At 62.7% G+C, this 17,651-nt stretch carries 16 protein-coding genes; 2 read left to right on the forward strand and 14 right to left on the reverse strand.

The annotated features are described in order from the left end of the window. Positions 1-3: 3 nt before the first annotated feature. From MOV80_RS08200 to cmk, 13 genes are all read right to left on the reverse strand, one after another. Entirely contained in the window at positions 4-3,546 is a 3,543-nt protein-coding gene (locus MOV80_RS08200) for a hypothetical protein (RefSeq protein WP_249604994.1), read from the reverse strand. Beyond that, complete coding sequence (locus tag MOV80_RS08205; RefSeq protein WP_043590085.1) at positions 3,543-4,232, reverse strand: hypothetical protein; 690 nt, start codon at positions 4,230-4,232, stop codon at positions 3,543-3,545. The genes MOV80_RS08200 and MOV80_RS08205 overlap by 4 nt, the downstream gene beginning before the upstream one ends. 93 nt (positions 4,233-4,325) lie before the next feature. Next, positions 4,326-5,027 carry a hypothetical protein gene (locus tag MOV80_RS08210; RefSeq protein WP_043590086.1) on the reverse strand — a complete coding sequence of 234 codons (702 nt, stop codon included), beginning with the start codon at positions 5,025-5,027 and terminating at the stop codon, positions 4,326-4,328. A gap of 385 nt (positions 5,028-5,412) precedes the next feature. Next, a complete protein-coding gene (gene rfaD, locus MOV80_RS08215; protein ID WP_081575495.1) occupies positions 5,413-6,408 on the reverse strand; it encodes an ADP-glyceromanno-heptose 6-epimerase in 996 nt (331 codons plus the stop codon). A 54-nt stretch (positions 6,409-6,462) separates the two neighbouring features. After that, the gene (locus MOV80_RS08220) at positions 6,463-7,041 is read right to left on the reverse strand and encodes a DUF924 family protein (RefSeq protein ID WP_043590089.1); all 579 of its coding nucleotides are present in this window, start codon (positions 7,039-7,041) and stop codon (positions 6,463-6,465) included. Between the two features lie 36 nt (positions 7,042-7,077). Further along, positions 7,078-8,040, reverse strand: coding sequence for a D-glycero-beta-D-manno-heptose-7-phosphate kinase (rfaE1, locus tag MOV80_RS08225; protein WP_052051925.1), 963 nt, complete (start codon positions 8,038-8,040; stop codon positions 7,078-7,080). Positions 8,041-8,048: 8 nt separating this feature from the next. Further along, positions 8,049-9,368 (reverse strand): UDP-glucose/GDP-mannose dehydrogenase family protein, encoded by a 1,320-nt coding sequence (locus MOV80_RS08230; RefSeq protein WP_039756698.1) that lies wholly within the window; start codon positions 9,366-9,368, stop codon positions 8,049-8,051. A 3-nt stretch (positions 9,369-9,371) separates the two neighbouring features. After that, positions 9,372-10,109, reverse strand: coding sequence for an orotidine-5'-phosphate decarboxylase (pyrF, locus tag MOV80_RS08235; RefSeq protein WP_019104283.1), 738 nt, complete (start codon positions 10,107-10,109; stop codon positions 9,372-9,374). Positions 10,110-10,204: 95 nt separating this feature from the next. Beyond that, on the reverse strand, positions 10,205-11,365 hold the full coding sequence (lapB, locus tag MOV80_RS08240) for a lipopolysaccharide assembly protein LapB (protein WP_039756704.1): 1,161 nt from the start codon (positions 11,363-11,365) through the stop codon (positions 10,205-10,207). Between the two features lie 120 nt (positions 11,366-11,485). After that, positions 11,486-11,779 carry a LapA family protein gene (locus MOV80_RS08245; protein WP_019104285.1) on the reverse strand — a complete coding sequence of 98 codons (294 nt, stop codon included), beginning with the start codon at positions 11,777-11,779 and terminating at the stop codon, positions 11,486-11,488. A gap of 136 nt (positions 11,780-11,915) precedes the next feature. Further along, entirely contained in the window at positions 11,916-12,230 is a 315-nt protein-coding gene (locus tag MOV80_RS08250) for an integration host factor subunit beta (protein WP_019104286.1), read from the reverse strand. Between the two features lie 7 nt (positions 12,231-12,237). Next, entirely contained in the window at positions 12,238-13,929 is a 1,692-nt protein-coding gene (rpsA, locus tag MOV80_RS08255; RefSeq protein WP_085951937.1) for a 30S ribosomal protein S1, read from the reverse strand. A gap of 92 nt (positions 13,930-14,021) precedes the next feature. Next, complete coding sequence (cmk, locus tag MOV80_RS08260) at positions 14,022-14,690, reverse strand: (d)CMP kinase (protein ID WP_019104288.1); 669 nt, start codon at positions 14,688-14,690, stop codon at positions 14,022-14,024. A 231-nt stretch (positions 14,691-14,921) separates the two neighbouring features. Between cmk and aroA the strand changes: the two genes are divergently transcribed. Next, positions 14,922-16,214, forward strand: a complete 1,293-nt coding sequence (gene aroA / locus MOV80_RS08265; protein WP_118268043.1) for a 3-phosphoshikimate 1-carboxyvinyltransferase — start codon at positions 14,922-14,924, stop codon at positions 16,212-16,214. Between the two features lie 118 nt (positions 16,215-16,332). After that, entirely contained in the window at positions 16,333-16,752 is a 420-nt protein-coding gene (locus MOV80_RS08270) for a nucleoside triphosphate pyrophosphohydrolase family protein (protein ID WP_039756701.1), read from the forward strand. A gap of 183 nt (positions 16,753-16,935) precedes the next feature. Here the strand turns inward: MOV80_RS08270 and MOV80_RS08275 are convergent, their stop codons facing one another. Then, complete coding sequence (locus MOV80_RS08275) at positions 16,936-17,568, reverse strand: methyltransferase domain-containing protein (protein WP_081575490.1); 633 nt, start codon at positions 17,566-17,568, stop codon at positions 16,936-16,938. Positions 17,569-17,651: the final 83 nt, after the last annotated feature.

Here is a 17,651-nt window from a genome sequence, read left to right on the forward strand (position 1 = left end):
CCTTCAAGATTGAGACTGGTGGGTAAGCGCCGTCGGGTCGGCATCGGGGGCGGCGGCCGGAGGCGGCTGGTCCTGGTTGTAAATCGCGTACCATCCCAGACCGGTGGGCGTCTCCGCACCGGGGTTGCCGAAAAGAAAGAACGAGGTGGCCCCGTTGGGCGGAATGCGCAGCAAGCCCAAGAACTTGAGCGCGATCTCGTTGAGCAGCAGCAAATAGCCTTTCTGCTCGGCGTTGTACAACAGCCGGATCGCACCGATGGACAGCTTGATCACGGTTTGCAGGCTGAATAGCTCGCCGCCCGGCCCCGCGCCTGGCAAAGCCATCCCGACATGAGCCTGATAACCGGCGTCGCCGTCGGCCGCGCCGCTATCGTCGGCCCAGGCCAGCAACAAGGTCGTGTTGAGATTGACCTTGGACGCCAGCGCGCCCAAGGTGCCCAGGTTGACGCGCAGCGACAGGCCGTGCCAGGCGCGTTCGGCCACGCCTTGCAGGCCGTAGCTGGTCGCCACCGCCAAAAACCCCTTGGCCGCCGGCGTGCTGTCGGCCGCGCCGGACAAGAGGCCGTTCAATTCCAGTTGGAAATCGCGATACAGCCCCTGCGCTCGCGAGCGGCTAGCCGCCGGATTGAAGGACAGCTCGTTTTCCAGCATTGAGATCACGGTGGGCCCGCCATCCGGACCGCTCAGCGGGAAGGCGATGCGCAGGCCCAGGCCGCTGAAACGCAAACCTTGGCCAGCCACGGGCTCATCGCCGTCGGCACCGAAGGAAAACAGATCGAAAGGCGGCAGTTCCCCCGCCTCGTCCTTGAGCACGGCGAACTGCATGAAACCGGACATGTCCAGCCAGGACACCGCGCTGCCGCCCGCGCTCTCATCGCGCGTGGACAAGGCCGCGGTGGCGATCTCCACACTGGTGAGCACATTGTTGCGCAGCTTGAACAAGGCCGGCTGGGCGGAAGACAAGGAGTACACCGGCGCGCCGCCGTTGGTCTGGAAACCGCCTTGCAGCAACACGGCGTTGTAGATATTGGCTTGCCCCTGATCCTCGACCATGCTATCCACCCGGCTGCCGAACAATTGATTCAGCACCACCTGGGCCACGCTTTCAAAACGCTGCACCGCGGTGTTCTGGAACAAGGCCTTCAAGGTCAGCAGGCGGAATTCATAGGTGGCGTCGGCGTCCTGCGGCGGAATCGCATGCGCCTGCGGCTCGTCTTCGTAGTCCGGATCCAGGTAGTAGATCAACCCGAACAAGGAGCTGGAGTCGCTCTGGGTCACGGTCTTGCCGTCGATCTGGCTCAGTTCGACGCCGATATGATGTGCGGCGAAGGCCTCCGGCTGAGTCACCCCCGCCAACAAACCCAGCAACTCCGCCGGCACTTTCTCAATATCCACCCGCAGCAGCAGCACGCCCTGCCAGTTGGGGTCCCGGATGATGCGGCAGAAGTTCTGGAAATAGGGATTGTCCTGCTGCTTCAGCGCGCTGTCGAAGTATTCGCTCAGCCAATCGGCCAGCGGGGTCAACTGCGACGCGTCCGGCAGTCCATCCGGCCCCAGCGGCGCGGCGAACAGATTCTTCTGCGTCCATTGCGTCGGCCGGGTCACCAATTCAAGCAAGCTGCCGGGCACGCCCTTGACCACCATCACATTGCGATAGTCGCCATAGCGGTTGCCCTTGCCCACCGCCGCCTTGAAGCGCCAGCGATCGATCTCCAACTGGTTGTAGAAGCGGGACGGGCTGGCCGGCGGATCCTCAGGCATCACGCCGCTGGCCTCAACCCCCAACTGGAGGGGATTGGCCACCGGCAGAAACAGGTTGTCGGTCTGGAACGCCGCCTGCAAGGCGCTGGACGGCGCGGTAAAGCCCAGCTGCCATTGCGGCTGCCCGCCCGCCATGATCTGCGCCAGCAGCAGACGACTCCAGCCCCGCTCCGCGACGCGGGCGATGAAGCCTGCCGGCGTGGCCGCGTTGTAGCCGGCGACGTTGCGCGCCAAGTCCAGGCCCAGGCTGGCGCGCGCCGAGCGGGACGCCTGGGCGGAGGCGGCGTTGATGCGATTGCGCCGAGTGGGGCTGACGATCTGGCTCTCCAGCAACTCCATCTGGCCGGCCTGCAAATCTTGGTCCCCGGTCCCGGAGCGAAACGCCGCGAACGGCAATAGGGGGAAGCTCAGTTCACCGCTGTTGGGCAAGGCCAAGCCGGGGTCTTTGGGTTCCAGCAGATCGCCGCCGTCCGCTTTGGCCGCGTCCGGCAGGCCGAACAGATCAGCGCCCTTGGGCGCGGCAGCGTAGTGAGCGCTGGCGCCTTCGCCCTTGGCCGTCACCGTGCACCAAGAGGTGCGGAAGTCCCGATTCAGCAACAAGGCCAGCGGGTCCAAGGGCGGCCCCACCGGCGAGCTGGGCTCCAGGGGAAAAACCGGGGCATAGGCCGGCTGCCCGCCGCTGGCGCGCAAGTACGCAGCGCCGCTGACGAAGCCGATGTTTTCCGAACCGGACAAACCGGCCAGCAATTGCTGCGGCTGACCGTCCTCCGCTCCCACCACCCGCAGTTCGAAGTCCCCTACCGGCGCAAAGCTGTAACCCAGATACAGCGGCGTCCTGCCGGAGCCGGGATTGACCACCAGGCCCGCCGGCCGCCCCGCCGCCGCGTCCAGCACCGGACGCAGAGCCACCGTCATGCCGTAGACGGTGCGGTAGTAAGACACCAGATCCAGGCTGGCCCCGGCGGCGAACCAGAACACGGTGGGCGTCGCCGGCAAGGCATTGTTGGGATTGACCGGGTTGAACTGCGCGGTGAAAGCGAACAGGTCGGTGGGATTAGGCTCGCCGCCGTTCACCAGCGGCAGATAAGCGCTCAAGTCCTTCACCGGCTGGTCCGAGCCAGCGCTGTTCGCCGCCGGATTGGGCACCAGCAATTGGAAGCCGCAGGCGAAGTTGCGCGCCAAAGCCAGACGCGCGGTCTTGAAGCCGAACCTCCAACTACCCAGCGCCGCGCCGGCAAACGCCAGGCTGGCGCTGTAGTCGTCCTGATACAGGGCGGGCGCCATGCCGCCGCTCAAGGTGGCCGCCGCCGAGTTGCGGCCGGTCAATATCAAGGCGTCGCCGGACTCGGCCACAGTCAGTGCCGCGCCGGAGGCGATGGCGACGCCGATGCCGGCTCCGCCAGTCAGGCTTAGATCCAGGCCGTTGCTGGTGCGCCACCCGCCGCCGGAAGCGGAGAAAGACAAGATCCAACCCTGCTCCAAGGCCTGCTGCGCCTGATCCGCCCGCCTCAACCACAGCAAGGCGCGGCCGCCGATGACGGTGGCCAGAATCGCATCCAGCGCCGCGACGAAGGCGGCGGCCTTGTCGCCGCCCAGGTCCGGTTCGACGGCGCAGTAGACAAAGCTGCCGCCCAGCTCCGCATTCTCCAGCGCTTCCGACAGCGCCACCGGGCCGGCCGGCGCCTGCGCGCCGGCGGCCAGCAGCCAGGCCCACCAGCCGGCTCCGGCCTGGTTGGCCTGATCGATGTACAGCCGGCTGCCCGTCAGGCGCTCGAATGCGATCATGTCTTTTCTCCTTGATAAGCGCCTATCGTGAACGTCGTCGTCGCCGCCAGCGAGGTTCGCCCCTGCGGCAGCGCTTGCATGAAATAGCCAACCGCATAGCTGGTGTTGATGGTCAGTTTCAGACCATCCATCGCCAAATAGCCGGCGTCGTCGTCGCGCGGCACCGGCAGGCTGCGGATAGGATCGCCGCTGTAAGGCACGGTCGAGCCCTGCCAGATGCCCACCCAGTTTCCCGCGGCTTTGGGCTGATAAGCCGTCAGTACCTTGTACTTGAGTTGCAATACATTGCTGTCCACGTACACCGTCTGCAGCGACACGCTGTCATAGGCCCAGGCTTGCGGATTGTCCTGCTCGCCTGCGGGCAGGTAGACGCTGGCGCACACCGCCTGCGGCGCGCCCGCCACCGCGTAGGCGATGACATAGCCCTTGGGTTCGTAATCGAAATTCAGCACGCGGGTGGAAGTGGAACTATCGCTCAGCAAAGCGGCCTGCCCGGCCGGCGCTTTGTCCCACGGCACCTGATTGGCGCTGCTCTCCCAGGCGTACAAGCGGTTGTCGAAGGTCTGCGGCTGATTGGCGGTATTGGTGATGTAGTTGGCCAGCACGCCGTCCGGCATAGGCACGCCCACCACGGTGACGAAAACCTGGCGACCGGCATCGTTGCTCAGCAGCAGCAAATTCGACATGGACTCAGCGTGGTGCTTGATCGGGGGAAGCCTCCAACGGCCGGTGCGCCCCGGTGTTCCACTGGCGCGCCGGCCGCTTCAAGCGCAGGCGAATCAGGCCTTGCCGACGGTGAAGGTGGAGGTGGCGGCCAGCGAGGTGCGGCCGGACACTTGGTCCACCATGAAGTAGCCGATCGAATAGGTGGTGTTGATGGTCAGTTTGACATTGCTGAAAATCACGCTGCCGCTGTCGCCGCCCTGGGTGACGCTGACTTTCTTCAGCGGATCGCCGCTATAAGGCACGGTGGAACCCTGCCATAGCCCCAACCAGTTCTTATTGGTCACCGCGTCGTAAGATTGCAGCACTTGGTATTGCGCCTGCACCAGGTTGGTGCCGACATAGAGTGTTTTTACCGAATTGTTGGCGTACTGCCAGTCCTGCGGACTATCCAGCGAGCCTTGCGGCACATAAATGGTGGAGCACACCGCATTGGGGGTGGCAGCCACGGCGTAACCCAGGATGTAGCCCTTGTCTTCAAAAGCGAAATCGACGAATTGGGTGCTGGTGGAGCTGTCGGTGTCGATGGCGGTGTCGCCCGTCGGCGACTTGGCCCAAGGCACGATATTGCTGGTGCTTTCCCATACATAAATATGATTTCCGAATTTCTTCGGCTGGTTGGCGGTATTGGTCACGTAATTGACAATCGCGCCGGTTGCGGCAGGCACGCCGACAAAATGGATGGTCACGGTGGAGCCATCGTTTGCGGTCAGCAGCAGCTTGGTTTCAGCGTCCTTGAGATCCTTGAGATCGCCCATGATTTTCGACTTTCTACGATGCAAGGCAGCCGATGCGGCGCTTGCGATTGATCGGAACCTTAGCTCGCGACCGGACCGCCGCGCGATTGGATCGCGGGCGGTCAGGCCTGCTTCTTTTGATAGCATCCGACTCAATCCGACTCAAAAAATAAATTATTTGTCATTCATGGTGTTTTTGATCTAGAACTAAGCTGTTCTTGCCTTATCCGCTTATGACATTAAATTTAAAAACACATAAAAATCATTGCCTTAAAAAACAATAAGCAGGCACCTTCGCAACATCGGCCGCCCAAAACAAAACAGCCTCCCGTCAAAAATGACAGGAGGCTGTTTAAGTATCAAATCACATCAAGAAGCCCGGCCGCTCCACGGCGGACCCGCAGCGTCATTGCTTGATCAGCCAATCCACGTAACGGTCCACACCCTGCTCGACGCTAAACAATTCGGCGTCGTAGCCGGCGCTGCGCAGCTTGCCAATATCCGCTTGTGTAAAGCTCTGGTACTTGCCCTTGAGCGCATCAGGGAAATCGACGTATTCGACAATACCCTGAGCCACCATCTCGTCCAGGCTCAGCCCCGGCTGGCCCTCATGGCGGCGGCAGGCGTTGACGGTGGCCACCGCAACGTCGTTGAACGGCTGCGAACGGCCGGAACCCAGGTTGAAGATGCCGCTCTTTTCCGGGTGATCCAGGAAATATAGGTTGATCTTGGCCACGTCCTCCACCGACACGAAATCGCGGCTTTGCATGCCGTTGCCCCAACCGTCCCAGCCGCCGAACAGCTTGACCTTGCCATGCTCGCGGTACTGGTTGAAATGGTGGAAGGCCACCGAGGCCATGCGGCCCTTGTGCTGCTCGCGCGGACCGTAGACGTTGAAATAGCGGAAGCCCACCGCCTGCGCGCTCAGACCTTCCTTCATGCGTTGGCGCAGCACTTGGTCGAACAGGAATTTGGAGTAGCCGTAGACATTGAGCGGGCCTTCGTACTGGCGCTCTTCCTTGAACACGGTGCCCTTGCCGTAGGTGGCCGCGCTGGAAGCGTAGAGGAACTGGATTTCCTCGTGCTGACAGTAGTCGAACAGGGCCAGCGTGTACTGATAGTTGTTGTCCATCATGTACTTGCCGTCGTGGTTCATGGTGTCGGAACACGCGCCCTGGTGCAGGATGGCGGACAACTCGCCCTCGAACTCGCCTTCCAGCAATAGGGCCAGGAAGTCGTGCTTGTCCATGTAATGGGCGATTTCGCAATCCACCAGATTACGGAATTTGTCGCCGCTGGACAGATTATCCACGGCGATGATGTCGGTAACGCCGCGCTCGTTCAGCGCTTTGACCAGGTTGGAACCGATAAAACCGGCGGCGCCGGTAACGACGATAGTCATGTTTTCCTTTCCGCCGCCGGCCATCGCCCACGGCGCGAGAATAGGGGTGCGCGTTTAAAAACCGGCGCCGGGCTCAGCCAGATAGGTCCGCTCGTCCGGCGTATCCACCCGACCCAGCGCGGCATTGCGATGCGGGAAGCGCCCGAAGCGGACGATCACGTCCCGGTGACGATGCGCGTAATCAATGAAACGGGCCATGGCGGCATCCTCCGCCATGGTTTCAAACAAACGCACGGCTTCGTCCTGATCCGCCAGCGACTCGCTATGCTCAAACGGCAGATAAACAAAGGTGCGGGCGATCTGGGGCAGTTGCCGGTCCAGGCCCAACGCCACCATGCGGCGGGCCCAAGCCAGCGCCAAGCCATCGGTGGCGAAGGCCTCGGCGGAGCCGCGGAACAGGTTGCGCGGGAATTGATCGGTCAGAATCAGCCAGGCCAGGCCGCGCCGGGCGTCATCGGCGTCCGGCGGCAGTTCGCCTGCACGCGCCTGCCGCCATGTCTCCAGAAAGCGTTCGCGGATGACGCCGTCGAACACCTCGTCCTTATTGAACCAGGCGCTGCGCGGCACCGACAGGAAGCTGTCGTCGCTGCCGCCGAACCAGAACTCCAGAATGGCATCGGTATAGTGCTGCATGCGTTCTCCTTCAGGATCCAGCCTGACTGGACGGGATCACACGGCGAAAAGTTCGCGCTGGCTGCACACCGCGGTGCCCAGCTTGCCCACCACCACGCCGGCGGCGGCGTTGGCCAGGCTCATCGCCACCGGCAACGGCTGGCCGGCGGCCAGCCCCAGCCCCAGCGTGCCAATCACGGTGTCGCCGGCGCCGGATACATCGTACACCTCGCGCGCGAAGGTGGGCTGATGCACCACGCCCTCGTCGCGGAACAAGGTCATGCCCTCCTCGCTGCGCGTCACCAGCAAGGCGTCCAGCGACAAAGCCGCGCGCAAGGCCTGCGCCTTGGCGGTCAACTCGCTCTCGGAAGCCCAGCGGCCGGCCACTTGGCGGAATTCGCTGCGGTTCGGCGTCAGCAGCGTGGCGCCGGCGTATTTGCTGTAGTCGTCGCCCTTGGGGTCGATCAACACCGGCTTGCCGGCCTGGCGCGCCAGCTCGATCATCTTGCTGACGTGAGTCAGGCCGCCTTTGCCGTAGTCGGACAGAATCACCACATCATGACTGCCCAGGATCTGCTGATACTCTTCCAGCTTGCCCGCCAGGATCTCATGGCTAGGCGCGTCCTCGAAATCAAGACGGATCAGCTGTTGCTGCCTTGCCACCACGCGCAACTTGATGGTGGTGGCGATGCTCGGATCGCGCTTCAGAGAGGTGGAAATGCCGTCCGCCGCCAGCAGACGCTCCAGCGCGGAGGCGGCTTCGTCGTCGCCCACTACGGATAACAGGGTGGCCTGGCCGCCCAGGCCCGCGATATTGCGCGCCACGTTGGCGGCGCCGCCGGCGCGTTCTTCAATGCGCTCGATTTTGGCCACCGGCACCGGCGCTTCCGGCGAAATGCGGGTGGCGTCGCCAAACCAGTAACGGTCCAGCATCACATCGCCCACCACCAGAACTTTCGCTTGCGCCAGTTCGGCGGCCAGTTTGGAGCTGTCCAGCCCCAGGTCTTGCATCAAGCCCATGACAATCCTCAGCGGCCGATCGCGAAGTAATCGAAACCCTGCTCGCGCATCCAGGCCGGGTCGTACATATTGCGGCCGTCGAATACCAAGGGCTGCTTCAGCGCCCGCTTGACGGCGTCCAGGTCCGGTGCGCGGAACATCTTCCATTCTGTGACGATCAACAAGGCGTCCGCCTGCTGCAACGCCGTCATCATGTCGGCGGCGAAGCTCAGGCCGGCGATGTCGCCCATCACCCGCTGCGCTTCATGGGTCGCCACCGGATCGAAAGCCACCACTTCCGCGCCGCGGCGGCTCAGTTCCGCCGCGATCACGCGGCTGGGCGCTTCGCGCATATCGTCGGTGTTGGGCTTGAAGGCCAGGCCCCACATCGCAAAACGGCGGCCGCTCAGATCCTGGCCGAAACGCGCCAGCACCTTGTCCACCAGGCGCAGCTTCTGCAGATCGTTGGCTTCCTCCACCGCCGTCAGCACACGCAGCTCATGGCCGTTTTCCTTGGCGGTCTGCACCAGGGCCTTGACGTCCTTGGGGAAGCAGGAGCCGCCGTAGCCCACACCCGGATACAGGAAGTGGTAGCCGATGCGCGGATCGGAGCCCATGCCCAGCCGCACCTGCTCGATGTCTGCGCCCAGGCTCTCGGCCAGATTGGCCAGCTCGTTCATAAAGGAGATGCGCGTCGCCAGCATGGCGTTGGCCGCGTACTTGGTCAGCTCCGCGGAGCGCACGTCCATCAGCAACACGCGTTCGTGATTGCGCTGAAACGGCGCGTATAGCCGGCGCATCATCGCAGCCGCGCGTTCGTCGTCCACGCCGATCACCACGCGGTCCGGACGCATGAAGTCGTCTATGGCCGCGCCTTCCTTCAGGAACTCCGGGTTGGACACCACGCTGAATTCCAGCGCTTCGCCACGCTCGGCCAGGGTGTCCGCCACCGCGGCCTTGACCAGGTCCGCGGTGCCCACCGGCACGGTGGACTTGTCGACGATGACTTTATAATCCGTCATGTAACGGCCGATATTGCGCGCGGCGGCTAGCACGTATTGCAGATCGGCGGAGCCGTCCTCGTCCGGCGGGGTGCCGACGGCGATGAACTGCACGTCGCCAAAGGCCACAGACTCGGCGATGTCGGTGGTGAAGCTGAGCCGGCCGGCGGCCACATTGCGCCGCACCATGTCTTCAAGGCCGGGCTCGAAAATCGGAATGCCGCCCTGCTTCAGGATGGCGATCTTATTGGGATCCACATCCAGGCAGCACACGTGATAGCCGGTTTCCGCCAGACACGTGCCGGTCACCAAACCGACATACCCCGTACCGATAACTGTGATTTTCATATTTTATTGAGCCTGATAGTGCTGAATGTCTTGGTTGATGGCGCGCAACACGGCCAGCGGGTCGGCGGCGCGGGTGATGGGCCGGCCGATCACAAGATAGTCGGAACCCGCCGCCAACGCGGTCGTCGGGGTCATCACCCGGCGCTGATCGTCGGCAACGCTGTCCGCCAGGCGGATGCCCGGCGTCACCAGTTTGAAATCGCGGCCCAGCGCGGCTTTCAACTCTCCGGCTTCTTGAGCCGAGCACACCACGCCGTCCAGGCCGCAGTCGCGGGTCAGCGTAGCCAGCCGCAGCACGTGCTCTTGCGGTGAGGCTGCGATGCCGATTTCGGCCAGATCGGCGGCTTCCATGCTGGTCAGCACCGTCACCGCGATCAACAGCGGCCGTTGGCTGTACGGCGCCAGTGCCTCGCGCGCCGCTTCCATCATCCGGCGGCCGCCGGAGGCGTGCACATTGACCATCCAGACGCCGGCTTCCGCCGCCGCCTTGCAGGCATGGGCCACCGTGTTGGGAATATCATGGAACTTCAAATCCAGGAACACCTGAAACCCCCTGGCCGCCAGGCTTTCCACCAAGCTGCGGCCGGAGGACGTGAACAACTCCTTGCCCACCTTGAGCCGGCACTCGCTCGGGTCCAGACGGCTGGCGAAGCGCAAGGCGCTATCCGCGTCGGCAAAGTCCAGGGCTACGACGACAGGCGAAGTCGGCTGCAACTCGCCGGCTGCGATCAAAGGGTTCATGCTTGCTCCATTCTTGCCGCCGACTCTTGCCGGCGGTCTGCATTCAAATCAGCGCAGCCGCTCAGGGCGGCTGCTTAATCTTAAGCCATGTATTGTTACTGCGATTCCGAGCGGTTGGCGGTGAAGCCCTCCCACTCGCCGCAAGCCGGGCAATGCCAAAAGAAGGCGCGCGAGCGGAAGTTGCAGCATTTGCAGCGATGTACGCTCAGACGCTGCGCGTGCTTGAGCACCAGCGCGCGCGCCACTTCCGCGTCCATCCGCCCTTCCGGGCTCAACTCGTCCATCTGCGCCTCGATCAGCCTGTACACGCCGGAAAGGCTGGGGCGGGCATGCACGCCCTCTCGCGCCACTTCCAGCGCCTTCTCCTCGCCCTCGTAGGTGGCGATCTTCTGGTACAGCAGATCGGTCAGCTCCAATTGCGGGAAGGTCTTCTGATAGCCTCGCAGCAAGGCGATCCCTTCCAGCGGCTTGTCCATCCGCTCGTAGGCGTCGAACAAGCGCTCCGCGGCCATCGACAGGTATTCATAGTTTTGTTTCTCGATGTTCTGCCAGGCCGCGATCGCCGCTTCCACATGGCCTCCGGCGAACTCGATGTCGCCCAGGATCAGGCTGGCGCGCACGCATTTTCGGTTGGCGGCGAACGCCTCCTCCACGTAGCGGCGCGCCTGCTCGCTATTGGATTTGTACAGTTCGCCCTGAGCCAGTTCGCAATAGAACTGCGCCACTTCATGCTGGAAGGAGTGCGCGTCGCTGCGCAACTCCTTGGCGGTGGCGATGGCCTTGTGCCAATCGCGGTCCTGCTGGTAGATATCCAGCAGCTGGCGGCGCGCAGCCAGGCCCATATTGCCGTCCTGCAGCTTGATCAATATTTCTTCGGCTCGGTCCACCAGGCCGGCCTTGCGAAAATCCTGGGCCAGCTCGAAACGCACCGCGTCGCGGTGCTCGGCCGGCAGATCCGGCGCGTCCAGCATGCGCTGATGCAGGCGGATGGCGCGGTCGTTCTCGCCGCGCTTACGGTACAGTTTGCCCAAGGTGTGCTGCAACTCCAGCGCCGACCCTTGCTGGCGAGCCACTTCGGCCAGGGCCGAGGCCGCGATATCCGTCTTGTCCTCCACCAGCGCGTCCAGGCCGCGGAAAAAGCCGGTCGGCACCGCTTTCGCCTGTTTCAGCACCGTGCGCATGTCCACGCGCGCGGCAAACCAACCCAGGCCGAAAAAGGCCGGAAACAATAGCAACCACCACAAATCCAGTTCCAACAGCAATCCTTTCCGGACAAACAACAACAGCCGCTCCCGGGCGGCATCATCAAGAACGGCGAATGGAATCACAGCGGCGCCTAAACGCGGCGCCGGCTAGCTCCGCCGCTCGCGCTAGGCTTAATCGGCGATCGCGTCGCTGGGGTCGCTGATCACCTTGCTGGCGGGGGGACGGTTGCGTAATTCTTTTTTCAATTGAGACAGCTCTTTTCGGCTACGCAGATAATAGCCGAGCGTGGCGAGCAGACCCACCAGGGCGCCAACCACGAAAAACAACAGCAGAAACACAATCAGCGGCGCGGACCAGGACTGGCCGAAGAACAATTTGAATTCAACCGCATGGCTGTTTTGCACGGTGACCGCGATCAGGAATACCAACAGGGCCAATTCAACGATACGAAGCAGGTAACGCATGATCTCGCTCGATTTGTTTGCCGGAGTGCAAGTTTAAACGATAGCCCGGCGCAACCCAAGCTGGAATTTCAAGCCGCTCAAAGAAAAAGCGCCGCAAAAAGCGGCGCTTTGGATTCGCTAGACAGGGCTCATACGCCTAGGCTTCGCTCTGCTCCAACAGGGACAGGTCGACGCGTTCGCGCAATTCTTTGCCCGCCTTGAAATGCGGCACATATTTCTCAGGAACCGAGACGCTGGTGCCCGACTTGGGGTTGCGGCCAATCCGCGGCGGACGGTAGTTCAAATCGAAACTGCCGAAACCGCGGATTTCAATCCGGTTTCCCTGCGCCAGGTTATTGGCCATCGCATCCAAAATGGTTTTGACGGCCAACTCAGCGTCTTTGTAGACCAACTGAGAATTGCGCTCGGCGAGTCGTTCCGACAGCCTAGCGATCAGCTCAGATTTGGTCATGTCTCAATTACTCGTTGGAGCCGGACAGTTTTGCCTTCAGCAGGGCACCCAGATTGGTGGTGCCAGCGGAAGCGCTGTCAACGGACAGGCTCTTCAGAGCAACGTTGTCTTCCTGAGCGTCTTTAGCCTTGATGGACAGGCTGATATTGCGGGACTTGCGGTCCACGGCAATGATCACGGCTTCCACTTCCTCGCCGTCCTTCAGAACGGAGCGAGCGTCTTCCACGCGGTCGCGGGACAGTTCGGAAGCACGCAGGTAGCCTTCAACATCGGTGTCCAGAGTCACGACGGCGCCTTTGGCGTCAACGGACTTCACGGTGCCCTTAACCAGAGCGCCCTTGTCGTTCATCGCAACGAAGTTGTTGAACGGATCGCCTTCCATCTGCTTGATGCCCAGGGAGATGCGTTCTTTTTCAACGTCGATGGACAGAACAACGGCTTCAACCTCGTCGCCCTTCTTGAACTTGCGCACGGCTTCTTCGCCGGCTTCGTTCCAGGACAGGTCGGACAGGTGAACCAGGCCGTCGATGCCGCCCGGCAGGCCAACGAACACGCCGAAGTCGGTGATGGACTTGATCGCGCCCTTCAGCTTGTCGCCTTTGTGGAAGTTGTCGGCAAACTCGTTCCACGGGTTGGCCAGGCACTGCTTCATGCCCAGGGAGATACGACGACGGTCTTCGTCGATTTCCAGGATCATGACTTCCACTTCGTCGCCAACCTGAACAACCTTGGACGGGTGTACGTTCTTGTTGGTCCAGTCCATTTCGGACACGTGCACCAGGCCTTCGATGCCTTGTTCGATTTCCACGAACGCGCCGTAGTCGGTCAGGTTGGTCACCTTGCCGAACAGACGGGTGCCGGACGGGTAGCGGCGGGACAGGCCCACCCACGGATCTTCGCCCAGTTGCTTCAGACCCAGGGATACGCGGTTCTTCTCTTGGTCGAACTTCAGTACCTTGGCTTCCACTTCGTCGCCCACGGCCAGAACTTCGGACGGGTGCTTCACGCGGCGCCATGCCAGGTCGGTGATGTGCAGCAGGCCATCAATGCCGCCCAGGTCAACGAACGCACCGTAGTCGGTGATGTTCTTGACGATACCCTTGATGATGGCGCCCTCTTTCAGGGTTTCCAGCAGAGCTTTGCGCTCTTCGCCCAGGGTTTCTTCCAGCACGGAACGACGGGACACAACCACGTTGTTGCGCTTGCGATCCAGCTTGATGACCTTGAATTCGATCTGCTTGTTTTCGTACGGGGTGGTGTCTTTCACCGGACGCACGTCAACCAGGGAACCCGGCAGGAAGGCGCGGATGCCGTTGACCATAACGGTCAGGCCGCCTTTGACCTTGCCGCTGATCAGACCGGACAGGATCTTGCCGGTTTCCAGAGCCTCTTCCAGCTCCACCCAAGCGGCCAGGCGCTTGGCTTTTTCGCGGGACAGCTTGGTTTCGCCAAAGCCGTTTTCCAGCGCGTCGATGGCAACGGTAACGAAGTCGCCGATGGCCACTTCGACCACGCCTTGGTCGTTCTTGAATTCTTCAGCCGGGATCAGGGACTCGGACTTGAGGCCTGCGTTCACGGTTACAAAGTTGGAATCAACTGCCACCACTTCGGCAGTGATCACCTCGCCCACGCGCATGTCGTGAAGGGTCAGGCTTTCCTCAAACAGCTGAGCGAAGTTTTCCATGGAGAGGGTAGTCATCAAGCGTACTCTCGGTGCGCGCCTTGCGGCGTGCGGGTTAGGGTTGCACAACCGGGTTTATTGCCTTGCAGCATTTTCACCCGACAAAAAAATCATAGGCCGGAGACCTGTCTTTCCTCGAACCAGCGCAGAACCTGTGCGACCGCCTGGTCGATGGTCAGCTCCGTGGTGTCGAGCAAAAAGGCGTCCGGCTCCTGGCGCAGCGGCGCTACCGCCCGGGCGGCATCGCGCGCGTCCCGATCGATAATGTCCTGCAGAATCCGTGGGAGATTAGCAGAATCTCCCTTGCCGATCAACTGCTTATAGCGGCGATCGGCCCGCTCCTCGGCGCTGGCCGTCAAAAACACCTTCAAGGCGGCGGCGGGAAACACCACCGAACCCATGTCGCGGCCGTCCGTCACCAGGCCGGGCAATTGGCAGAAATCGCGCTGGCGCTGCAACAGCGCGGCGCGCACCGCCGGCAGCGCGCCCACCTTGGAGGCACCGATGCCAATTTCCTCACTGCGGATCGCCGCGCTGGCGTCGTTGCTCTCCAGCCACACAGCCCCATCGGCGAACTCCACCGGCAGCCCCGCGGCGGCGGCGGCCAGGCCAGGCTCGTCGTCCCAGGCTATGTTGTGGCGCTGCGCGAACAAGGCCAGCAGGCGGTAGAGCGAGCCCGAATCCAGATAATGAAAACCCAGCCGCGCGGCGACCAGGGCGGCGACGGTGCCCTTGCCCGAGGCGGACGGGCCGTCGATGGCGATGACAGGTGCGGTCATGTACAGACAATGTCCTTGCAGAAATTCTCGCAGGCCGCCTCGACGGGCAACCAGCCAAACTGGCGATTTTATCTCAAAGCCGCGGGCCGGCACAGCAAGATTCTACGGCTTGCGCGCCGTAGCCGCGCGGCAACGCGGGGTTTGCGCAAAGGCCTTGCTGGCGGTTACATTGTCCGACGGGCGCCGCGGCGCCCTCCGCCAATCCCAAAGAACACAAGATCCCGAACCGCCATGGAACAACTGCACCTCGCCCCCGTCCGACGCCTGTCCGGCGCCATCAAGCTACCCGGCTCCAAAAGCATCTCCAACCGCACCCTACTGCTGGCCGCGCTGGGCAGCGGGAGCACCTTGGTGCGCGACCTGCTGGATTCGGACGATATCCGTCACATGCTGGCGGCGCTGAAACTGCTGGGGGTGGAGATCGAGCAAATAGGCGACAGCCGCGATTTCCGCGTGCAGGGCGTGGGCGGCGAGTTTCCGGTCAAAAGCGCGGACCTGTTCCTCGGCAACGCCGGCACCGCTTTCCGCCCGCTGACCGCCGCGCTGGCGCTGATGCAGGGGAATTATCAACTCAGCGGCGTGCCGCGCATGCACGAGCGGCCGATCGGCGATCTGGTGGACGCGCTGCGCGTGGCAGGCGCCCAGATCCAATATCAGGGCCAGCCCGGCTATCCGCCGCTGGCCATCTCTCCGGCGCGGCTGGAAGCCGGCCGCCCGATTCCGGTCAAGGGCAATGTGTCCAGCCAGTTCCTCACCGCCCTGTTGATGGCGCTGCCGCTGACCGGGGAAACCGCGGTCATCGAAGTCAGCGGCGAGCTGATCTCCAAGCCTTATATCGAAATCACCCTCAACCTGATGGCCCGCTTCGGCGTGCGGGTTGAGCGCGACGGCTGGCGGCGCTTCACCATCCCCGGCGGACAGACTTACATCTCCCCGGGCGAAGTTCACGTGGAAGGCGACGCTTCCAGCGCGTCCTACTTCCTCGCCGCCGGCGCGCTGGCGGGCGGCCCGGTACGAGTGGAGGGCGTGGGCGCGGACAGCATTCAGGGCGACGTCAAGTTCGCCGACGCGCTGCGTCTGATGGGCGCCGAAGTCAACATGGGCCCCAACTGGATAGAGGCCAGCGCCAGTCTCCCGCTCAAGGCGATAGACGCCGACTTCAACCACATTCCGGACGCGGCGATGACCTTGGCGGTGGCCGCGCTGGCCGCCGACGGCACCAGCACGCTGCGCAATATCGAGAGCTGGCGCGTCAAGGAAACCGACCGTCTGAGCGCGATGGCCGCCGAGCTACGCAAAGTGGGCGCCGTGGTGGAGGAAGGCCAGGACTACATCCGCATCACCCCGCCTGCTTCCTTGACACCGAACGCCGAAATCGACACTTACGACGATCACCGGATGGCGATGTGCTTCTCGCTGGTCTCGCTGTTGGGCGCGCCGGTCACCATCAACGACCCCAAGTGCGTGGCCAAGACCTTCCCTGATTATTTTGACGCGTTGGCCGCGCTGCGCGGCCAGGAATAAACGCCGCAGCGCCCTGACCCAGCCCCGCCCCAGCGGGGCTTTGTTTTGTTCGTCGCTTGCGCCACGCCCACCGATAAAACACAATATATAGACCAAAAATACATAAAGTATCTACATCATGGAAAATTTCTTCGCTCTTCGCCGCCACTTCATGAGCCAGTTCGACATTCCCAGCCCGCAGCGACCGCAATGGCAGCCGCAACAATTGGCAATGTGGGAAACCATGCTGGACGAAGAACTGGCGGAGTTCCAACAGGCGCTGGCCGATTACAAACGCCAGGACGGCGACGAAGCGGAGCGCGCTCGGCGAATGGCGGAGTTGCTGGCCGAAGGCGTGGACGTGCTCAATGTGCTCAGCGGACTATTGATGTCGCAAGGCCTGCCGCTGGAGGACATGGCACGGGAAATCCACGCCGCCAATATGCGCAAATGCGTGGACGGCAAGATTGTGCGCCGCGAGGACGGCAAGGTGCTGAAGCCGGACGGCTGGCGGCCAGCCGACAAGGAAGGAGTGATACGCAGGGCGCTGGAGTCCTGAGAATCTGTTTACGATCTGCTGCGCGTTGGCGATACGACGTTGAAAACAACTTCGAAATGCTCATGTACCACTTGTACATTCCGCTTTCTCAGCCGTTTTCGCCTTGTCTCACCTTAGCTCGCGAGATCGTAAACAGGTTCTGAGAGCCCGATAAAGCCCGCTGCGCGTCGGCGGCAACGTCGCTCAGTGATCGCGCCGCGCGAACAACCTGGCGATGCCGTGGTAATGCGGCTGGCCATGGCCGACGTCCAGCGCATACTCCTCCTGATAAGCCAACAGGCTCAGCGCGGAAAACTGACGGCGCAGCTCTCCCGATTGGTAGTAATGCTTGACGTAGGAAGCCGTCTCGCTGGCCACCCGGCCCTGGGCGTCACAACCTGGATCGTCCACCATGAACACCGACACGAACAGATAGCCGCCCGGCTCCAACGCGGCGGTCATCTGGCGCGCCAACGCCTCGCCCTCGTCCGCGCTCAGGTGATCCAGCGAGGTATTGGCCACGATCAGCCGGTAACGCCCCGGCTCCAATTCCAGCCCGGCCAAATCCGCCACCCGCCCCCCCACGTTCAGCCTGCGCCCGTCCGCCGCCTCGCCCAGGCTCGCTATCGCTTCCGCGGAACCGTCCACCGCCGTCATCGCAAAGCCCCGCTGAGCCAGATACAAGGCGTTGCGGCCCTGACCGCAACCCAGGTCCAAGCCAGCCCCACCGCCCGCCACATGATATTTTTCCAGATACTGGACCAAAGACGGAGACGGCTTGTCCCCGTAGAAAGACGTGCTCGAACGATACACGCCGTCGAATCCCGCTGCTGTCATGATGCTGTCCCCGCTCTCGGCTACCCGCCAGATCAGCCCATCGCGGCCCGAATCTGTCGCTCGGGCTACCTGTACGATAGGCC

It is taken from the genome of Chromobacterium sp. IRSSSOUMB001 (assembly GCF_023507765.1).
GTDB lineage: Bacteria > Pseudomonadota > Gammaproteobacteria > Burkholderiales > Chromobacteriaceae > Chromobacterium > Chromobacterium haemolyticum.